Raw genomic sequence first — 19,355 nt, 5'->3', positions numbered from 1 at the left:
GTCAGCCATCACAGTCCACATTGCGGCAGTGCGGTACGGAAGGACGGTTCCCGTGACGGAGGCAGCAGAGCTTCCCCAAGCGCCCGAGGCGGCGCGGACGGTCTTCGGAGAGTTCTTTCCGGAGGCTGTGCGGTACGCGGAGCTGCTCGCGGACGCGGGAGTCAAGCGTGGTCTGATCGGCCCTCGTGAGGTGCCGCGGCTGTGGGAGCGGCATCTGCTGAACTGTGCGGTGCTTTCCGAGGTCGTCCCGGAGGGTGTCACCGTCTGCGATGTCGGCTCAGGCGCCGGTCTCCCGGGCATTCCACTGGCCCTGGTCCGCCCGGATCTGAAGATCACGCTGTTGGAACCGCTGCTGCGCCGGACGAACTTCCTCCAGGAAGTCGTCGAACTGCTGGGGCTGGATCATGTGACCGTGGTGCGGGGCCGCGCCGAGGAAGTGCTCGGGAAGCTGTCCCCGGTACATGTCGTCACGGCCCGCGCGGTGGCTCCGCTGGACCGGCTGGCCGGCTGGGGTGTTCCTCTGCTTCGTCCGTACGGCGAGATGCTGGCTCTCAAGGGCGACACTGCCGAGGAAGAGATCCAAGGCGCGCGTGCCGCACTGAGCAAGCTCGGTGTGGTGGAAACCACAGTGCTCCATGTCGGCGAGGGGATCGTCGATCCGCCGTCCACTGTGGTGCGGGTAGAGGTGGGGGAGAGTCCTGGCGGCGTGCGATTCGCGGCGAAGCGGGCCAAAGCCGCACGGACGAGCCGTACACGGCGGCGTCGCTGAGCCGGACAAGCTTCCATACGTACGCATTTCGGAGTGTCTTCGCGGCGTAGTGCTGCGGCGCGGGCATCGTGTTTCACGTGAAACGTCGCTCACTGCTGCAGGGAATCATCAGCCGAGGCCGCGCGGCCGCCCCGATGAAGGGCCGCAAGCCCCTCGTGAGGGGTAGGGAATTGTCCACAGAGGTGGTTTCCTCCACAGAACCACCTGCCTCGCTGGTTCGCGACCCCGAAAGCATGGCAGGCTCTGCTCATTGCGAGCTTGAAGTCGAGGAGAGTGAATCCTTGCGGTCCGACGCCAACATCGCGGGACCGATGACCGATCCGGTCCCCGGTCCCCGTACCGAGTCGCCGGGAGACGATGTTTCACGTGAAACACCGCCTCCCCCGATGGACGACACCCCCATCGGCCGTGCTGCACAGCTGGCCGTGGAGGCGCTGGGGCGCGCCGGTGAAGGTCTGCCCCGGCCTGAGCAGACGCGCGTCATGGTCGTCGCCAACCAGAAGGGCGGCGTAGGGAAGACCACCACCACGGTCAACCTCGCTGCCTCGCTGGCCCTGCACGGCGCGCGCGTCCTGGTGGTCGACCTGGATCCACAGGGCAACGCCTCGACAGCACTGGGGATCGATCACCACGCAGAAGTCCCCTCGATCTATGACGTCCTGGTGGAGAGCAAGCCGCTCGCCGATGTGGTCCAGCCGGTTCCGGACGTCGAAGGCCTCTTCTGCGCCCCCGCCACCATCGATCTCGCCGGTGCGGAGATCGAGCTGGTGTCGCTGGTGGCGCGGGAGAGTCGACTGCAGCGTGCGATCCAGGCATATGAGCAGCCGCTGGACTACATCCTCATCGACTGCCCTCCCTCGCTGGGCCTGCTGACCGTCAATGCCATGGTCGCCGGCGCCGAGGTACTGATCCCCATCCAGTGCGAGTACTACGCGCTGGAGGGGCTCGGACAGCTACTGCGCAATGTCGACCTTGTGCGAGGGCACCTCAATCCTGCGCTGCATGTGTCGACCATCCTGCTCACCATGTATGACGGCAGGACTCGGCTCGCCTCGCAGGTGGCGGACGAGGTCCGCAGTCACTTCGCTGAGGAAGTCCTGCGAACGAGCATCCCGCGTTCGGTGCGTATTTCGGAGGCGCCGAGCTATGGGCAGACGGTGCTGACCTACGATCCTGGTTCGAGTGGCTCTCTCTCGTACCTCGAAGCAGCCCGTGAGATCGCGCTGCGCGGTGTCGGGGTCCACTACGACCCGCACCATGCCCACGTGGGCGGCCAGAACACTCAGCAGAACATGTCGGAGGGGATTCAGTGAGCGAGCGACGTAGAGGTTTGGGGCGTGGGCTCGGTGCACTGATCCCGGCTGCTCCCCAGGAGCAGACGCCGGCATCCGGGGCTACCCCCTCTTCGGGATCAGCACACGTGCTGACCGCAGAGCGGGGAGTGGCAGCCGCGAAGGTCACCACACTGCCTGCTGCGGCGGCGGCGCCGGAAGCGACGGCGTCTGTGCCGGAGTCGGAGGCCGCAGTGCGCCCCGCCGAGCCGGCCGGAGCCCACTTTGCCGAGGTGCCGCTTGATGCGATCACGCCGAACCCCCGGCAGCCGCGTGAGGTGTTCGACGAGGACGCTCTGGCGGAGCTGGTCACCTCGATCAAGGAGGTGGGTCTTCTCCAACCGGTTGTGGTGCGTCAGCTGGGTCCGGACCGCTATGAGCTGATCATGGGCGAACGCCGCTGGCGGGCCTGCCGCGAGGCGGGCCTCGATCGGATCCCTGCGATCGTCCGGCACACCGATGACGAAAAGCTCCTTCTGGACGCGCTGCTGGAGAACCTGCACCGTGCCCAGCTGAATCCGCTGGAGGAGGCTGCGGCCTACGACCAGTTGCTGAAGGACTTCAACTGCACCCACGACCAGCTGGCGGACCGCATCGGGCGTTCGCGCCCGCAGGTGTCCAACACGCTGCGACTGCTGCGGCTGTCGCCCCCGGTTCAGCGCCGGGTGGCGGCCGGGGTCCTCTCGGCGGGGCATGCGCGTGCGCTGCTCGCTGTGGACGACTCCGACGAGCAGGACCGGCTGGCGCACCGGATCGTGGCCGAAGGGCTGTCGGTCCGAGCGGTCGAGGAGATTGTGACGCTGATCAACTCGAATCCCAGGAGCACCACCAAGCCGAAGGGGCCCCGAGCCGGCACCCGGCTGTCGCCGGCGCTCACCGATCTTGCCTCACGCCTCTCGGACCGCTTCGAGACGAGAGTGAAGGTCGACCTCGGTCAAAAGAAGGGAAAGATCGTCGTCGAGTTCGCCTCGATAGATGATCTGGAGCGGATCCTCGGCACGCTGGCTCCGGGAGAGGGGCGGGTCCTGGAGAAGGGGCTCGGCGAGGAGCCCGCGGAGGGCGACGAGGACTGACGTCTCCGGAAGATCCCTTTCGGCAGGGCGGGTTGTGTTCCACATTCAGCGGAACACAACCCGCCCTTTGCCGTCGTGCGGTACCCGTGCCGGGGCTGTGTGGATACGATGCGTTCTGGTACGGCGCATCCACCTTGAGCCACTTCAGAGGGAGAGCGAGGGCCATGCGATCTGTGAGCCGCAGCCAACTGGTGACAGTCGGTCTGGGACTTGGAGCGGTAGGCGGATTCGTGAGCAGCCTGCTTCGGGAGCGAAGCGCGCTGGCAGCCGCTCGCAGCGTGGCACACAAGGGAAGTGAGGTAGAGCCTTCATGGGGCGTCGGTTCGCACCACTCACGCTGGACAACCTTTCGGACCTTCCCAAGCGCTGTCGGGCGTGTGTCTTCTGGGAGCTTGATCCAGTCAGCGGAGAAGCTGCCGTAAAGGCTGGAACTCCAGAGCTGGAGAAAGAGGCCTGGATCTCTGCCGTGCTTCTTGAGTGGGGTTCGTGCGGCCGTGTGGTCTACGTCGACGAGGTGCCCGTCGGCTTTGTTCTCTACGCGCCGCCGGCGTATGTGCCGCGTTCCACAGCCTTTCCCACGAGTCCCGTCTCGGCGGACGCGGTTCAGCTGATGACCGCGTGGATCATGCCGGGGTATCAGGGCCAGGGCTTGGGCCGGGTGATTGTGCAGACTGTCGCCAAGGATCTGTTGAGGCGTGGAGTCAGGGCGATCGAGGCGTTCGGTGATGCTCGCTGGAGGGAGCCGGCGTGTGTGCTTCCCGCCGACCATCTGCTGGCCGTGGGCTTCAAGACCGTACGTCCGCATCCGACATACCCCCGGCTGAGGCTGGAGCTGAGGACCACCCTGTCGTGGAAGGAAGATGTGGAGCTGGCGCTCGACCGTCTGCTGGGTGCTGTGCAAAAAGAGCCGGTGCTGCGGCCGCTGTGACCGAGAACGCGAGAATGGGCTCATCCTCGAGGGATGAGCCCATTCGTGTTCCCGGCGGTCGTTGTTTCACGTGAAACAACGACGCTGGCTACTCGCCGATGAAGGCCTCCAGGTCGCGGACGATCGCGGCCTTCGGCTTGGCGCCGACGATCGTCTTGGCGACCTCACCGTTCTGGTACACGTTCAGCGTCGGGATGGACATGACGCCGTACTTGGCGGCGGTGGCCGGGTTCTCATCGATGTTGAGCTTCACGACCTCGATCTTTTCGCCGTGCTCGGCCGCGATGGCTTCGAGGGACGGGGCGATCTGGCGGCACGGACCGCACCAGGCGGCCCAGAAGTCCACCAGTACCGGCTTGTCGCTCTTGAGGACGTCCTCCTCGAAGGAGTCGTCAGTCACGTTCTTCAGGGCGCCGGCCACGGCGACCTCCTTAATCTTTTACGGGGTGTGCGGGGGTGGGGTGCAGGGGTCAGACGACAGGGGTCTTCTCGGGCTCGGCAGCCTTCTCGCTGTCCGAGAGCGCAGCGAGGAAGCGCTCGGCGTCGAGGGCTGCGGAGCAACCGGTGCCGGCGGCAGTGATGGCCTGGCGGTAGGTGTGGTCGACGACATCGCCGGCGCCGAAGACCCCCGTCAGGTTGGTGCGCGTGGACGGGGCGTCCACCTTCAGATAGCCGTCGTCGTCCAACTCGAGCTGGCCCTTGAACAGCTCGGTCCGCGGGTCGTGGCCCACAGCGATGAAGAGGCCCGTCACCGGGAGTTCGGACAGCTTGCTCGTCTTCGTATCGCGCAGCGTGAGGCCGGTGAGCTTCTGCTCGCCCTGGATCACTGCGACTTCGCTGTCCCAGGCGAAGGAGATCTTCGGGTCGGCGAACGCGCGGTCCTGCATCGCCTTGGAGGCGCGCAGCGTGTCACGGCGGTGGACGATGGTGACGGACTTGGCGAAGCGGGAGAGGAAGGTCGCCTCTTCCATCGCGGTGTCACCGCCACCGATGACGGCGATGTCCTGGTCCTTGAAGAAGAACCCGTCACACGTCGCACACCAGGAGACGCCACGACCGGACAGTGCGTCCTCGTTGGGCAGGCCCAGCTTGCGGTGCTGCGAACCGGTGGTGATGATCACGGACTTGGCGCGGTGGACCGCACCGGCGGTGTCGGTGACGGTCTTGATCTCACCCGTGAGGTCGACGTTCACGACATCGTCCGGAACGAGCTCCGCGCCGAAGCGCTCCGCCTGGGCACGCATGTTGTCCATGAGGTCGGGGCCCATGATGCCGTCCCTGAACCCGGGGAAGTTCTCCACCTCGGTCGTGTTCATCAGCGCACCACCGGCGGTCACGGCCCCCTCGAACACCAGCGGCTGCAACGACGCGCGCGCGGTGTAGAGCGCGGCTGTATAGCCCGCGGGCCCGGAGCCGATGATGATCACGTTACGGACGTCGCTCACGGGTTGTTTCCTCGTCTCTGCAGACTGCCTACTGCCTACGGGGCCGGTTCAAGGACTCTCACCCCACCCAACGGATCCTACGGGGCTTGCATTCCCGCAGTGTCAGAGCGGCACAGGCGATATATCAGTGGCGAGGGTAGGTCTGCGTCATCAGGAGCTTTCCCGCGGACTTGGACCGGGTATCGACGCAGGCCGCCTCGACGACATAGGCCTGGACCCGGGTGCTGTCGGTGGAGTGTGCCATCACCAGGAGGTAGGCATTGACGCCTTCGTACACGCCTCGCTCAACGGCGAGGGGCGTCTCAGGGCGTCCTGTGCCCTGTTGAACGCATGCGGGCACGGTGGTGTTCGACGTGGCCTTGGGAGAGACCGTCGACGCTCCCAGATCCTCCGAGGGCCCCTTCTCCATCCTTGGCTCCGCCTGCGCCGGGCCGGCCGCGAGCAGTGACTGCACACGCTGCTGGAGGGCGGAGCCGGAGAAGTCCTGACTGTCACCGGCCGTGGAGCTGGCGCTCGCCTCTTTCTTGGCGGTGTCCGATGCACCACCCGTAGGGGACTGAGCCGACTGGAACAGCATCACGCTCACTCCGACCGCAGCGGCGCCGAAGACAGCCCCGAGGACCGCTGCACGGCGGCGCCGTGTCGTGTGGCTGCGGCGGCCGGGGCCGGTCGCCGCATGAGGGCGCCCGGCAGGCCGGTCGGCGGGCGCAGTCTCTGCAGCGGAGGGCGTCCGCTGTGTTTCACGTGAAACATGAGCGCTCTCGCCGGGAGCGGTTGCGTCCAGAAGCGCCTCGGCGGCCAGCGCGGCATCGATCCGGCCGGCGATGTCGGCCGGCATCCGGTGAGCCCCGGGCAGTGTGCCGAGCAGCCCGCGGATTTCTTCCAGTGACGTACGTACGTCTGCACACAGGACACAGCTGTCCAGATGCTGCCGTAGATCCGCCGCACGCGCCGGAGAGAGAAGGCCCTCGGTGAGGTCGGAGATTTCCGAGACGTCCGGGTGCCGGGCCGTGCCGGTCGTCGATGTCACGTGCGCCCACCTCCGCCCTTCACAGCCGCAGGGTCACTCGGCCCTGTGTCGCTCGTTCCCGACGCCGGTGGGACGGATGTCCCCGGCGTCCGGTTCCTTCCCCTGCTGATATCGGCCCTATCCCCGGAATCGCCACGCAGATGGGTGAGCATGGGCAGCAGTCGTGCCCGGCCCCGTGCGCATCGGCTCTTCACCGTTCCGGTCGGCACATCCAGTACGCGAGCCGCCTCTGCCACCGGGTAGCCCTGCATATCCACCAGGACCAGGGCGGCGCGCTGATCCACCGGGAGCGTCGCCAGTGCGGCCAGGAGCTCGCGGTGCAGATCCTGGCGCTCGGCGGGGGCTTCGGCCGACTCGTGTGGCTCCAGGAGCTGCTCCAGACGCTCCGTGTCGTCGACGGGCGAGGTCTTGCGGGACGCTGCCTTGCGCGCCCGGTCCAGACAGGCGTTCACGGTGATGCGGTGAAGCCAAGTGGTGACCGCGGACTGGCCACGGAAGGTATGGGCGGCACGAAAGGCCGAGACGAGTGCGTCCTGGACGGCGTCGGCGGCCTCCTCACGGTCGCCCAGGGTGCGCAGGGCAACAGCCCAGAGCCTGTCCCGGTGACGCCGTACGAGTTCACCGAAGGCCTCCGGATCCCCCGATACATGGAGGGCCAGGAGATCTGCGTCGCCGAGTTCCCCGAATGCCCCAGTGGTCATCCCTCCTCCCCTCCGCACTCTTCCACCGGAATCCGGTCAGCCGAGCACCTTGATCTCGGAGATTCCCCCACGGAACGCGCTCGGCGATCCGTCCGTCGGCAATTCGGTGATGCGGATCAGCACGTATCGCGTGCGCACCGGCTTGCTCAATGTGCTCTCCACGGTGTCCCCCACAGTCTCGAGCTCGGTCAGGCGTTGGGGGAAGTCGGAGAGTCCGGCCGGATCCGCAGCGCTCTCGGCGGCCGCGAGCACCTCGGCCTTCTGGCCGGAGCGATACATGGCGACCTTGACCCCGGAGACGTCCTGCACGCTGCCGAGGTCCACGATGATCCCGCTGCCCTGCCGGCGATTGGTGTAGTTGCCGAAGTTGGCGTAGTTCGTGTACTGCGGGGTGACCCAGGCGGTGCCTGTCTCACCGTCGACGGCATTGGGGACGTCCCTGAGCTGTATCCCCGACCCGCTGGGCATGAACTCCCGGGCTCCGGTGATCTGCAGGGGCACGGCAGGCTTCGTCGGCTTGTTGTCGTTCGTGCCACCCGTGCCCGTCTGGCTGTTCTTGGGATCGGTCGAGGCGTCGTCCTCGTCGAGCAGCTTGTCGGCCACCTGCCAGCTGCCCAGGCCGAGCGCAGCGATGAGCAGCGCGGACACGGCCCACTTGAGGACCCTGCCCGTGCGGCTCTGCAGGGGGGCCGGAGGGGTGGCCACCGACTGGACGGCCGCCGTACTGGGGCGTGTCTGGGGACGCCCGTAGGTGCCCTGCTGATAGGTCGTGCGCTGGTAGTCGGGCGGCGAGGTGAAGACGGGCTCCGGCGGACGGATGCGCGGCATCGCGGCGACGGCCTTGGACAGCTCATCGGGCGTGGTGCACGGCGACTCCTGGCGGGAGGCGGTGGCACCGTCGTTGACCAGAGCCCGCATGGCAAGCTCGGAGAGCCCGCGGTGCACTCCTGCTCGCACCTGGTCGGGAGCGATCAGGCCGACACCCTTGGGCAGGCCCGACAGACCGTAGGCGTTGTTCTCGTAGGGCCAGCGCTGGGTCAGTGCTGCGTACAGCAGGGCGCCGATCGCCTCGGTGTCGGTGCGCTGCGGGCGGTCGGCGGAGATGCCGCGCAGGGCGGCGTTCACCGCGAGCCCGCGGATCCGGTACTGCCCGGTCGACGTCCGCAGGACCGCGCTCGGAGTGAGCCGAAGGTGAGCAAGTCCCTCACGGTGGGCCGCGGCCATGGCCTGGGAGACCTGCTCGACGAGCTGATACGCGTCATGCGGCTCCAAGGGGCCGGAGGCGAGCAGCGCGGTCAGTTCAACGGCGTCCGGGAGCCACTCGTGCACGACATAGACGAGGTCGTTCTCCTCGACGGCGTCAAGGACCTGAACGAATCGCGGGTCGCCCAGCAGAGCGGAGGAGCGGGCCGCCGCGAGGACGGAACGTGCCCGGGGGTGATCGGCGGGGAGGAGATGCACGCCGACAGCGCGCCGCAGCTTCTCGTCGACTGCACGCCAACTGCTGAAACCGTCCAGACGGGTGACGCACTCCTCAAGTCGGTAGCGTCTGGCCAGCTTGTGACCACTGTGCAGTTCGGGCGTCGAGATGGAGGGTTCGCCATCCTGCCGCTCGGTGCCCGGGTCCGGTGCGGTCTTCTCTGCCGCCTTTTGGGATTCCGTCGCCCCGTCGGTCGTGGCCTTGTCCGCCTGAGCGGTCAGCGGGTCGTCTCCGCTGTTGTCGGCCACGTCGACGGCAGCCGTGCTACGTTCCGCCACCGTCGTTCCTGCCTCCCCATCCGTTGCGCCATATCCAACAGCCATGCCAATTGTGCCCACAGTCCGGCGCTATGCACGACACGCGGGGTCCGCTGATGGTTGTGCGGGACATCGTGTGCTCAGCGTCCCAGTCGCCCGCGGACCATACCGACCATGGCGTTGAGCTCCTCGATGCGCATCCGCTTGGCGGCGACGAAGAAGACACCCAGCAGTGCGATTCCGCCGGCCGCCAACGCCACCAGCGAACCAGCGGCGCCATGGCCGAGGCCCTTCATGACACCGAACGCGATCACACCGGCGACGGCAGCCGCAGGCATGGAGGCCATGGCCAGTCGCGCGTACGTCCGCATGACGTGTGCGCCGTCCAGATCGCCGCCCAGACGGTTCTTGAGCCGTCGCCAGGCAATGCCCACACCGACGGCGTACGCAAGCCCGTAGGAGGCCGCCATGCCCACGACGGCCCACCGGGAAGGCAGCAGCGCGTAGGAGAGGGCGGAGGCACCGGCATTCACCAGCGCCACAATGACGGTGTTGTAGAAGGGGGTTCGGGTGTCCTCGTACGCGTAGAAGCCACGCAGCACGACGTACTGCACCGAGTACGGGATGAGGCCGAGACCGAAGGCCATGAGAATGAATCCCATGCCCTGGGCCGCTTCGAGGCCGCTGGAGGCGAAGAGCAGCGTGGACATCGGGACACCGAGCGCGAGGAACGCGAACGCGACCGGGACGATCGCGACCGCGGAGTTGCGCAGGCCCTGGGAGATGTCGTCACGTACGGCGCCCGGGTCGCCGTCGTGGGCGGCGCGTGAGATACGGGGCAGCAGGGCGGCCATGACAGACACGGTGATGATCGCCTGCGGCATGCCCCAGATCAGCTGTGCGTTGGTGTAGGCGATGAAGCCCGCCCCCTGCCTCCCGGACGCCTCACCGGCCGCGGTGGCCAGTTGGGTGACGACCAGGACGCCCGCCTGGTTGGCGAGGACGAACAGGACGGTCCACTTCGCCAGCTTCACGGTCTTGCCGAGACCGTGGCCCTTCCAGTCGAAGCGCGGGCGGAAGCGGAAGCCGGTCTCCCGCAGGTAGGGGATCATCGCCAGTGCCTGCACGACAAGGCCGAGCAGCGTGCCCACACCGAGCAGCCGGACACCTTCCGGCGGGATCGTCTGGACTCCCATCTGGGACTCGGCAGAGGTGCCGTACACCCAGATGAACAGCCCGAACGTGGTGATCATGACGATGTTGTTGAGGACCGGGGTCCACATCATCGCGCCGAACTTGCCGCGGGCGTTGAGGATCTGCCCCATGACGACATGCACGCCCATGAAGAAGATCGTGGGCAGGCAGTAACGGGCGAAGGTCACGGCGACGCTGTTGGCGGCCTGATCGTTGGCGATCGTGTCCGACATCAACCGGATCAGGAGTGGAGCAGCGAACACCGCGGCGGCGACGATGACGCCGAGCGCCACCATGACGAGTGTGAGGAGGCGGTTGGCGTAGGCCTCGCCGCCGTCCTCGTCGTTCTTCATCGCGCGCACCAGCTGCGGCACAAAGACCGAGTTGAGGCCGCCGCCGACGGTGAGGATGTAGATCATCGTCGGCAGGGTGTACGCGACGGTGAACACGTCACCGAGCAGCGCTGCCCCGAGTGCCGCGGTGATCACCAGGCTGCGCACAAATCCGGTGAGCCGGGAGACGAGCGTGCCCGCCGCCATCACCGCGCTGGACTTCAGGAGGCCTGAGGCGCGGCCCGCAGGCTTCTTGCGAGCGGGAGTCGGGTTCGGCTCGGGGGCGGGGGTCGGTGCACCCGACGCCTGCTGATCCCGGAAGAGATGCGCGAAGGCGTCGGGTTTCGGCTTGTCCTCCGAGGCCCGGGTGACCAGGTCATCCACGCCCGTGAACTCGGTGGTCCTGGCGTCGTCACCATAGGGAAGCCGGCGGGAGGGGCCGTCGGGCTCGGGTGGCGGCGTCTGTGCCCAGACACGCGGATCGGGCGCGTACGGCGACGTGGGCGGCTGCTGGTACATCGGCTGCGGCTCCTGGTAGGTGCCAGGAGGCGGCGGCGGGTGGGCCGAGCGGTCGTAGAGCGCCTCTGTCACGGGGTCCTGGGCGGACAGGTCCTGTGCCTGGAACGGGTCGGGGGCGTAGGCGTCCTGGACATAGGGGTCCTGGGTGTACGGATCCGGGTCGGGCTGCTGCGGCGGCACCGGGCCTCCGCCCGCGCCCTGACCGCGGTCACCGTCGTACGGCGCGTTCATCGCTACCCCACCTCATCGTCCCCGGCCGGCCGGCCACGACATCGCTCAACGGTCCACTTTCTCACCAGCGTCGGACGGGTTGCCGCTTTCCGGTTCGGTGTCCGGTGTCAGGTCACTCGCCTGCCCAGGATCCGGGTCCGCGATGTCACCTTCCGCGCCCGCCGCGGCCTCTTCTCCCGTCGGCGTCGCCTTGCGTGCGGCCGCGCGCTTGCGCTGCGTGTACATCCTGACGCCTGCGAGGACGAGGAGCAGGACACCGCCGGCCAGGACGAGCATCACCGTCGGGGTGATCTCGGAGACCTTCACGGTGAAGGTCATCGACCGACCGTACGGCTTGCCGTCCTCGGTGTAGAGCTGGCCGGTCATCTGGACCTGGCCGTTGGCGTTGGCCACGGCGGGGAACTTCACCGTCTGGCTGTGGCCGCCCTCGACGGTGATCGGTTGCTCGGCGACACCCTTGTCGTCGTCGAGATTGAGGCGGGTGGGGTTCTCCGACCTCAGCCGCAGCACCAGATGATCGATTCCCTGGACCAGTTTGTTCTGCACCGTTACCGGGATGGTCGCGCTGCGCCCGGACAGGGTCACGTCCGACTTCTCGATCAGCTGCACCTCCCCGGTCAGGCTCTGCAGATAGTTCCGGACGCTCTTGCGGTACTGCTCGGCGGCCACGGGATTACCGCGCCAGGACACGGAGAGTTCGCGGTCGATCGCCCGGCCGAAGGGCGTCTCCACACGGTCGTCCTTCGTGAGGATGACCGTGAACTTGTCGAGGGTGTCCTGGGTGGTCCTGATGTCCTGGAAGGCCTCGGCCGGCAGCTCCTGCTTCCGCAGCGTGGCGGGGTACCGGGAGGAGCCGGGCACCTTCGTGTTGGCGTCGGCGTCCGGCTCGGCGTCCGCGGCGGCCGCCAGGTCGAGCGGCTGCGTCCACAGGCGGCTGTCGAGGGCGTGCAGTGCCCGCGCCATGGACTGGGCCTGGGCTGCCGTGGGCATCCGCTGCGGAGCGACCACGACGCTTCGCTGCTTGGCCGGCTGCTGATGGGTCAGCGCCAGCGTCTGGGCGAGGAACTTCTGGACCGCGAGCGTCGAGTCGCCGGCGTTGGTCATGTCGCCCTGGAAGGCGGTGGAGAGCCGCACGTCGGCCACGACAGCCGTCGTGCCGCCTCCGATGGGGCGTGCTGCGGTGGGGGTGTAGTTGAGATCGTCCTGGAGGCTGTCACTGCGGGCGATCACGTTGTGGGCACCGGCCGACGTGGCGACGTCGACGATCGAGGAGTCGATCTGGCCGTCCACAGGCCAGGCGAAGTCGATGGACGGCTTCACATGGAGGATCGTCTCCACCGTCGTCTCGGCCACCTCGGTGGCCGGCTGCAGGTGGCTGAGCGAACCGGAAACGGCCTTGCCGCGGCGGGCGAGGGACGCGAGGTCGGGGTCGGCGAACGGCAGCGCGACCACCTTGCGACCCCGCACGGCGGCATCGAGGGAACTGAGCCAGCGCTTGGCGATCGCCTGGTTCTTGCCCGGGACCGTGGAGTTTCCGCTCTTGACCCGGTAATTCCGCGTCATGGCATCCACCGTCGCCAACAGGTCCGGGTCGATGACCCAGGTGACGGGCAGGTCGTTGCCGAGACTGACCATCTGCTCGAGCCGGCCGCCGGGTGCGAGCTCCGTGGCCAGCGTCTCGTCCTCGAATACCGGCGTCTGCTGTTCGTCCGACCCCGTTTCCGACGTGAGGTGCGTCGATGAGATCAGCGGCCAGAGGTACGTGAGGCGGGTCTTCTCCTCGGTGCCCTCCGGCTGCCAGGGCAGGAAGGTCCGCTCGATGCCCAGCACCTGGTCGTACCCCAGAGCCGGGGTCCGGCCGCTCAGGGAAACTCCGAGCTGGTAGACACCGCCGTCGTCGTCGAGATCGAGTTCGTCGGCCGGGACCGAGAGTGTGAAGTCCCGGCTGATCCCGGAAGCGAGCTTCGGGATATCTACCGAGTACTTGTCGTCGATCGCCGGAGCGTCGAGTCCCGGGGTGAAGCCGGTCTGCTCGGCGGCGCTGTCGATGGCAATCCTGCCGGACAGCTTCGGCCCCACGCCCAGATCGATATGGGCGTCCGTTACGGGCTGCTTGCCCTTGTTGACCACCGTGCCGGAGATGGTGATCTTGTCGTCCTTGCCGGGTGTGGCAGGCGCCACAGTGTCGAGCGACACATCGACGGTCCGCGACCCGGTGGGGTCCTCGGCGGCGTACGCCGACGGAGCGGCCGGACCGCACAGCAGTCCGGCCACGAGCGGGACGCCGGTGATCACGGAGGCTGTGCGACGCAGCCACCGGCGGGCAGGAGAAGCACTCATCCCCTGGAAGTCTGCCGCCTCCGCCACGTACACGCCCGTCCCTCGTCGTCTGCTGTCACTGCTGGTCTCTGGTTCCTGCGTCCACGCATGGTAACGAGGTGCGCTGTGTCGAAGTGCCGCGGAGTGCCCCACAAGATCGGAGGGGACCCTGGGGGGGGCCGCCATAAACGGGGACGCTCCGGTCGGCCCGGGCACGTACCCTTTTCTGTTGTGCCGAACGCCAATGAAGACAACCCCACTGCACTGAGTCAGGTGCAGCACCGCGCGGTCAGCGAACTGCTGCGGGTGTCCCCCGTCGCCGACGACCTTGCACGCCGATTCCAGGAGGCCGGGTTCAGCCTCGCCCTGGTCGGTGGCTCGGTTCGCGATGCTCTGCTCGGGCGACTCGGCAATGACCTCGATTTTACGACGGACGCGCGCCCTGAGGACGTCCTGAAGATCATTCGACCCTGGGCGGACTCTGTCTGGGACGTCGGCATCGCCTTCGGCACGGTCGGCGCCCAGAAGGACGGCTGTGTCGCGGACGCTGTGCAGCGCTTCCAGATCGAGGTCACCACGTACCGCTCGGAGGCGTACGACAGGACCTCTCGCAAGCCCGAGGTGTCCTACGGCGACTCGATCGAGGAAGACCTGGTGCGGCGCGACTTCACGGTGAACGCGATGGCCGTGGCGCTGCCGGAGAAGGAGTTCATCGATCCGCATGGCGGACTGAACGACCTTGCCGCGCGCATCCTGCGCACGCCCGGCACCCCTGAGGAGTCTTTCTCCGATGATCCGCTGCGGATGATGCGGGCCGCCCGGTTCGCGGCGCAGCTGGACTTCGAGGTGGCCCCCGAGGTGGTCGCCGCGATGAAGGCGATGGCGCAGCGCATCGAGATCGTCTCCGCCGAAAGGGTGCGTGACGAACTGAACAAGCTCGTGCTCTCGGCATACCCCCGCAAGGGCCTGGCCCTGCTCGTCGACACCGGACTCGCCGACCACGTGCTGCCCGAGCTGCCGGCGCTTCGGCTGGAGAGTGATGAGCACCACCGCCACAAGGACGTCTACGAGCACTCGCTGACGGTGCTGGATCAGGCCATCGCCCTGGAAGAGGACGGCCCGGATCTGGTACTGAGGCTGGCTGCCCTGCTGCATGACATCGGAAAGCCGAGGACTCGGCGCTTCGAGAACGACGGGCGCGTCTCCTTCCACCACCACGAGGTGGTGGGCGCGAAGATGACCAAGAAGCGGATGGCCGCGCTCAAGTACTCCAACGAGATGGTCAAGGACGTCTCACGGCTGGTGGAGCTGCATCTGCGCTTCCACGGCTACGGCACCGGGGAGTGGACCGACTCGGCGGTCCGGCGGTACGTACGCGACGCCGGCCCACTGCTGACCCGGCTGCACAAGCTGACCCGCTCCGACTGCACCACACGGAACAAGCGGAAGTCGGGCGCCCTCTCGCGGGCCTACGACGGGCTCGAGGAACGCATCGCGCAGCTGCAGGAGCAGGAGGAGCTGGATGCCATCAGGCCTGACCTGAACGGCAACCAGATCCAGGAGATTCTGGGCGTTGGCCCCGGGCCGGTGATCGGCAAGGCTTACGCCTTCCTGCTGGAGCTGCGGCTGGAGAACGGTCCGATGGAGCACGATGAGGCGGTCGCCGCGCTCAAGGAGTGGTGGGCTACCCAGGGCTGAGGGTGAAGCGGTGCGATGTTTCACGTGAAACATCGCACCCGGATCCGAGTGTGGCGTACGCGAGGGTCGATGTTTCACGTGAAACATCGACCCTCGCGTCATGTGCCTACTTCGTGAGCTGGTCCAGGCAGAGCACGAACTGCTTGCCCGAGCTGCGGCGGCCTCCGCTGGTCTGCTCGAAGTAGCCGACGTCGGACTTGCCCTCGCAGATCTTTGTGTCCGAGGTGTCGGAGTGCACCGAGACCACCTTGAAGGCGGCCTTTGTGTCGCCGCATTCCACCACCTCGAGGTCTGGGGAGACCTCGTTCCCGCTGTTCTTGAGGCAGTCGCCGGCCTTCGCGGTGTCGGCGTCGTCGCGGCTCATGAACCAGAAGACACCGAAAGTGATCACGGCCAGGACGGCCACGACTATCTTGAGCTTCGTCTTGAGCCCGAGTCCGCCGCCGGAGGCCGCCGGGGGCGGGGGTGGAGCGCCCCACTGCTGCTGAGGCGGGTACGGCTGCTGCGGTTGCGTCGGGTATCCGTACCCGGGCTGAGGCTGCTGAGGGGGTTGCTGCTGGGGATTGCCATAGCCGGGCTGCGGCGGCTGCTGTGCATACGGATCCGGATGCCCGTAGGCACCCTGTCCCGGCTGTGGCGGATAGCTCATATGGGAGTCCCCCTGAGGACGAGTGAGTGTCGAGTTGACGCGCGCACGCTATATCACCGGGCCAATGTGCTTCCAGCGGGCGAGAGTTGCTGCAACCGCCGCGTAGATCACCGCGATCACGACGACCAGAGGGACCGACCGGCCGTCAGCCGGCAGCATCAGGGCGGCAATGGCCGCAGCGACCACGAAGGCGACGTTGAACAGCACGTCGTAGAGGGAGAAGACCCGGCCCCGGAAGGCGTCGTCCACGGATGTCTGCACCACCGTGTCCGTGGCGATCTTCGCGCTCTGCGTGATGAGTCCCAGTACGAAGGCCGCGATCAGTATCGGCAGCGGGGCGAACGGCAGTCCCAGGGCCGGTTCGAGGACAGCGGCGGCGGCCGCACAGGTGACCATCCACCCGGCCCGGCCGAGTCGCCCGATCGCCCACGGGGACACCACGGCCGCGGCGAAGAACCCTGCGCCCGAGACGGCGACGGCGAGGCCGAGAAGCGCCAGGCCCTCCGACTCGGTGTCGGACCAGGAGTAGCGGCACAGCATGAGCACCATCACGGTCAGTGCGCCGTAGCAGAAGCGCAACAGCGTCATTGCGGCAAGCACCCGGGCCGCGGAGCGGCGCTCGGCCAGATGCCGGAGCCCGCCCACCAGTCCGCGTGCGGTGGAGGCGATCGCGGCGCCCAGCCGGGGCTGAACCAATTCCGGCTCAGGTCCGAGCAGTTCGCGTGGCATGCGCAGTGACGCGAGTGCCGAGCAGAGATAGAGCGCGGCTCCGACCAGTACGACGGCCGAATCGGAGTCCGAAGCCACCAGGCGCACCGCAAAGGCGAGTCCGCCGCCGGCGGTCGCGGCGAGCGTCCCGGCTGTCGGCGAGAGGGAGTTGGCCATGACCAGACGCTCCGCGTCGACCACCCGGGGCAGCGCCGCCGAGAGCCCCGCCAGTACGAATCGGTTGACCGCGGTGACGGACAGCGCGGAGGCGTAGAAGAGCCAGTCGGGTACGGAGGCGAGGACCAGCAGCGCCGTGCAGCCAGCGAGCAGGGCGCGCAGCAGGTTGCCGTAGAGAAGGACCTGGCGGCGCTGCCAGCGGTCGAGCAGGACGCCGGCGAAGGGGCCGATCACCGAATAGGGCAGCAGCAGTACGGCCATGGCGGAGGCGATCGCCGCTGCCGAGGTCTGTTTCTCGGGGGAGAAGACCACGTACGTGGCGAGCGCGACCTGATAGACACCGTCGGCCGACTGGGACAACAGCCGTACGGCGAGCAACCGGCGGAAGTCGGTCAGGCGCAGGAGTACGCGCAGATCACGTACGACAGGCATGCGATCAAGCGTCACACACGAGGAGGGCCCCCGGGCGGATTACCCGGGGTCCCTCCTCGATGGTGCGGAACGAACGCTTAGTGATCGACCTCGCCCTTGATGAACTTCTCGACGTTCTCACGAGCCTCGTCGTCGAAGTACTGAACCGGCGGGGATTTCATGAAGTACGAGGACGCGGAGAGGATCGGGCCGCCGATGCCGCGGTCCTTGGCGATCTTCGCGGCGCGCACGGCGTCGATGATGACACCGGCGGAGTTCGGGGAGTCCCAGACCTCGAGCTTGTACTCCAGGTTCAGCGGAACGTCACCGAAGGCGCGGCCCTCGAGACGCACGTAGGCCCACTTGCGGTCGTCGAGCCAGGCCACGTAGTCCGACGGGCCGATGTGGACGTTCTTCTCGCCCATGTCACGGTCCGGGATCTGCGAGGTGACGGCCTGCGTCTTCGAGATCTTCTTGGACTCCAGGCGCTCACGCTCGAGCATGTTCTTGAAGTCCATGTTGCCGCCGACGTTCAGCTGCATGGTGCGGTCCAGGATGACGCCCCGGTCCTCGAACAGCTTCGCCATGACGCGGTGCGTGATGGTGGCGCCGACCTGCGACTTGATGTCGTCGCCGACGATCGGGACACCGGCCTCGGTGAACTTGTCCGCCCACTCCTTGGTACCGGCGATGAAGACCGGCAGGGCGTTGACGAACGCGACCTTGGCGTCGATGGCGCACTGCGCGTAGTACTTCGCAGCGTCCTCGGAACCGACGGGCAGGTAGCAGACCAGGACGTCGACCTGCTTGTCCTTGAGGATCTGGACGATGTCGACCGGGGCCTCGGCGGACTCCTCGATGGTCTGGCGGTAGTACTTGCCCAGGCCGTCCAGGGTGTGGCCGCGCTGCACGGTGATGCCGGTGGACGGCACGTCGCAGATCTTGATGGTGTTGTTCTCGCTGGCGCCGATGGCGTCCGAGAGGTCGAGGCCGACCTTCTTGGCATCCACGTCGAAGGCGGCGACGAACTCGACGTCGCGGACGTGGTACTCGCCGAACTGAACGTGCATCAGACCCGGCACCTTGCCGGCCGGGTCGGCGTCCTTGTAGTACTCGACGCCCTGCACCAGCGAGGCGGCGCAGTTACCCACGCCGACAATGGCTACGCGAACCGAACCCATTCCGGTTGCTCCCTGTGTGATCTCGGTATTCCGGATGAAACCCTGCGGACCGCAGGGCTTCACTTGGCGGTGTCGTCGGACGGATCCGGCGGGGTGGGGCCTTCGGGAGGTGTCCCTCCGGAAGGCTCGGCACCCATGTGCCGGGGCAGGCCGCCCGTCTCTCCAGATGTGTTGTCCTGCTGAGCGGTGTTCCCGGTGGAGGGCCCCCGCTGCTCCCGCCCCGCCCGCTCGCTCTCGATGAGCTCGTTCAGCCAGCGCACCTCGCGCTCCACCGACTCCATGCCGTGCCGCTGCAGCTCGAGCGTGTAGTCGTCGAGGCGCTCGCGGGTGCGGACCAGGGAGGCACGCATCTTCTCCAGACGCTCCTCCAGCCGGCTGCGCCGGCCCTCCAGCACCCGCATCCGCACGTCGCGCTCCGTCTGCCCGAAGAAGGCGAAGCGGGCCGCGAAGTGCTCGTCCTCCCAGGTGTCGGGACCGGTGTGCGAGAGCAGCTCCTCGAAGTGCTCCTTACCTTCGGCCGTCAATCGGTAGACGATCTTGGCGCGTCGCCCTGCGAGTGATGCGGCGAGGGCGTCCTCTGGAGCACTTCCCGGTTCCTCGATCAACCAGCCGTTGGCGACCAGCGTCTTGAGGCAGGGGTAGAGAGTCCCGTAACTGAAGGCACGGAAGATCCCCAGCGAGGTGTTGAGCCGTTTGCGCAGCTCGTATCCGTGCATGGGGGCTTCACGGAGCAGACCCAGCACGGCGAACTCGAGGATGCCGGAGCGTCTGCTCATCGTCTCCTCCTTGCCGTGCCGGTCATGTGTGACGCGCTGATGTGTCGTGCTGATGTATCGACTCGATACATCAGCACGATAGAGCGGCGCTCCCCGTGCGACAAGTGGGGCCATAGTGAGCGACATCACATCCCCGATTCGGCGGA

General features: G+C 67.4%; 16 protein-coding genes. 5 read left to right on the top strand and 11 right to left on the bottom strand.

The genetic code is table 11. The features are described from left to right. Positions 1-52 precede the first annotated feature (52 nt). From rsmG to ACFYWI_RS13885, 4 genes are all read left to right on the top strand, one after another. A complete protein-coding gene (gene rsmG, locus ACFYWI_RS13900; RefSeq protein ID WP_389230362.1) occupies positions 53-769 on the top strand; it encodes a 16S rRNA (guanine(527)-N(7))-methyltransferase RsmG in 717 nt (238 codons plus the stop codon). Positions 770-1,002: 233 nt separating this feature from the next. After that, a complete protein-coding gene (locus ACFYWI_RS13895; RefSeq protein WP_389230945.1) occupies positions 1,003-2,082 on the top strand; it encodes a ParA family protein in 1,080 nt (359 codons plus the stop codon). Further along, positions 2,079-3,173 carry a ParB/RepB/Spo0J family partition protein gene (locus ACFYWI_RS13890; RefSeq protein WP_389230359.1) on the top strand — a complete coding sequence of 365 codons (1,095 nt, stop codon included), beginning with the start codon at positions 2,079-2,081 and terminating at the stop codon, positions 3,171-3,173. Before ACFYWI_RS13895 ends, ACFYWI_RS13890 begins: the two co-directional genes overlap by 4 nt. Before the next feature lie 310 nt (positions 3,174-3,483). Further along, positions 3,484-4,101, top strand: a complete 618-nt coding sequence (locus tag ACFYWI_RS13885; protein WP_389230356.1) for a GNAT family N-acetyltransferase — start codon at positions 3,484-3,486, stop codon at positions 4,099-4,101. A gap of 88 nt (positions 4,102-4,189) precedes the next feature. Here ACFYWI_RS13885 and trxA read toward each other — a convergent pair whose 3' ends face one another. The 7 genes from trxA to ACFYWI_RS13850 form a co-directional block, all read right to left on the bottom strand. Then, positions 4,190-4,522, bottom strand: a complete 333-nt coding sequence (trxA, locus tag ACFYWI_RS13880; protein WP_389230353.1) for a thioredoxin — start codon at positions 4,520-4,522, stop codon at positions 4,190-4,192. A gap of 49 nt (positions 4,523-4,571) precedes the next feature. Beyond that, positions 4,572-5,546 (bottom strand): thioredoxin-disulfide reductase, encoded by a 975-nt coding sequence (gene trxB / locus ACFYWI_RS13875; RefSeq protein ID WP_389230349.1) that lies wholly within the window; start codon positions 5,544-5,546, stop codon positions 4,572-4,574. Positions 5,547-5,670: 124 nt separating this feature from the next. Further along, positions 5,671-6,576 carry a hypothetical protein gene (locus ACFYWI_RS13870; protein WP_389230346.1) on the bottom strand — a complete coding sequence of 302 codons (906 nt, stop codon included), beginning with the start codon at positions 6,574-6,576 and terminating at the stop codon, positions 5,671-5,673. Continuing rightward, the gene (gene sigM / locus ACFYWI_RS13865; protein ID WP_389230343.1) at positions 6,573-7,277 is read right to left on the bottom strand and encodes an RNA polymerase sigma factor SigM; all 705 of its coding nucleotides are present in this window, start codon (positions 7,275-7,277) and stop codon (positions 6,573-6,575) included. Before sigM ends, ACFYWI_RS13870 begins: the two co-directional genes overlap by 4 nt. Positions 7,278-7,313: 36 nt before the next feature. Continuing rightward, complete coding sequence (locus ACFYWI_RS13860; protein WP_389230340.1) at positions 7,314-9,035, bottom strand: protein kinase family protein; 1,722 nt, start codon at positions 9,033-9,035, stop codon at positions 7,314-7,316. 119 nt (positions 9,036-9,154) lie between these two features. Then, on the bottom strand, positions 9,155-11,290 hold the full coding sequence (gene murJ, locus ACFYWI_RS13855) for a murein biosynthesis integral membrane protein MurJ (protein WP_389230337.1): 2,136 nt from the start codon (positions 11,288-11,290) through the stop codon (positions 9,155-9,157). A gap of 45 nt (positions 11,291-11,335) precedes the next feature. Next, entirely contained in the window at positions 11,336-13,657 is a 2,322-nt protein-coding gene (locus ACFYWI_RS13850) for a DUF6049 family protein (protein WP_389230334.1), read from the bottom strand. 183 nt (positions 13,658-13,840) lie between these two features. On the opposite strand from ACFYWI_RS13850, the gene ACFYWI_RS13845 reads away from it, so the two are divergent. Further along, positions 13,841-15,307: a CCA tRNA nucleotidyltransferase gene (locus tag ACFYWI_RS13845; protein ID WP_389230331.1), complete on the top strand. Its 1,467-nt coding sequence runs from the start codon at positions 13,841-13,843 to the stop codon at positions 15,305-15,307. Between the two features lie 106 nt (positions 15,308-15,413). Here the strand turns inward: ACFYWI_RS13845 and ACFYWI_RS13840 are convergent, their stop codons facing one another. From ACFYWI_RS13840 to ACFYWI_RS13825, 4 genes are all read right to left on the bottom strand, one after another. Beyond that, positions 15,414-15,956 (bottom strand): hypothetical protein, encoded by a 543-nt coding sequence (locus ACFYWI_RS13840; RefSeq protein WP_389230328.1) that lies wholly within the window; start codon positions 15,954-15,956, stop codon positions 15,414-15,416. Positions 15,957-16,004: 48 nt separating this feature from the next. After that, positions 16,005-17,273 carry an MFS transporter gene (locus tag ACFYWI_RS13835; RefSeq protein ID WP_389230325.1) on the bottom strand — a complete coding sequence of 423 codons (1,269 nt, stop codon included), beginning with the start codon at positions 17,271-17,273 and terminating at the stop codon, positions 16,005-16,007. Between the two features lie 77 nt (positions 17,274-17,350). Continuing rightward, a complete protein-coding gene (locus ACFYWI_RS13830; RefSeq protein WP_389230322.1) occupies positions 17,351-18,433 on the bottom strand; it encodes an inositol-3-phosphate synthase in 1,083 nt (360 codons plus the stop codon). A gap of 59 nt (positions 18,434-18,492) precedes the next feature. Beyond that, entirely contained in the window at positions 18,493-19,209 is a 717-nt protein-coding gene (locus ACFYWI_RS13825; protein WP_389230319.1) for a helix-turn-helix transcriptional regulator, read from the bottom strand. Positions 19,210-19,355 lie beyond the last annotated feature (146 nt).

The sequence above is a fragment of the Streptomyces sp. NPDC002889 genome (assembly GCF_042888425.1).
In the GTDB taxonomy this organism is placed as follows: domain Bacteria; phylum Actinomycetota; class Actinomycetes; order Streptomycetales; family Streptomycetaceae; genus Streptomyces.
This window is presented reverse-complemented; position numbering and strand designations above follow the sequence as displayed.

Excerpts from the sequence above, each read along its gene's own strand:
- ACFYWI_RS13825 (WP_389230319.1), bottom strand. The coding sequence starts at position 19,209 with ATGAGCAGACGCTCCGGCATCCTCGAGTTCGCCGTGCTGGGTCTGCTC.
- ACFYWI_RS13830 (WP_389230322.1), bottom strand. The coding sequence starts at position 18,433 with ATGGGTTCGGTTCGCGTAGCCATTGTCGGCGTGGGTAACTGCGCCGCC.
- murJ (WP_389230337.1), bottom strand. The coding sequence starts at position 11,290 with ATGAACGCGCCGTACGACGGTGACCGCGGTCAGGGCGCGGGCGGAGGC.
- sigM (WP_389230343.1), bottom strand. The coding sequence starts at position 7,277 with ATGACCACTGGGGCATTCGGGGAACTCGGCGACGCAGATCTCCTGGCC.
- ACFYWI_RS13895 (WP_389230945.1), top strand. The coding sequence starts at position 1,003 with ATGGCAGGCTCTGCTCATTGCGAGCTTGAAGTCGAGGAGAGTGAATCC.
- ACFYWI_RS13885 (WP_389230356.1), top strand. The coding sequence starts at position 3,484 with ATGGGGCGTCGGTTCGCACCACTCACGCTGGACAACCTTTCGGACCTT.
- ACFYWI_RS13840 (WP_389230328.1), bottom strand. The coding sequence starts at position 15,956 with ATGAGCTATCCGCCACAGCCGGGACAGGGTGCCTACGGGCATCCGGAT.
- ACFYWI_RS13835 (WP_389230325.1), bottom strand. The coding sequence starts at position 17,273 with ATGCCTGTCGTACGTGATCTGCGCGTACTCCTGCGCCTGACCGACTTC.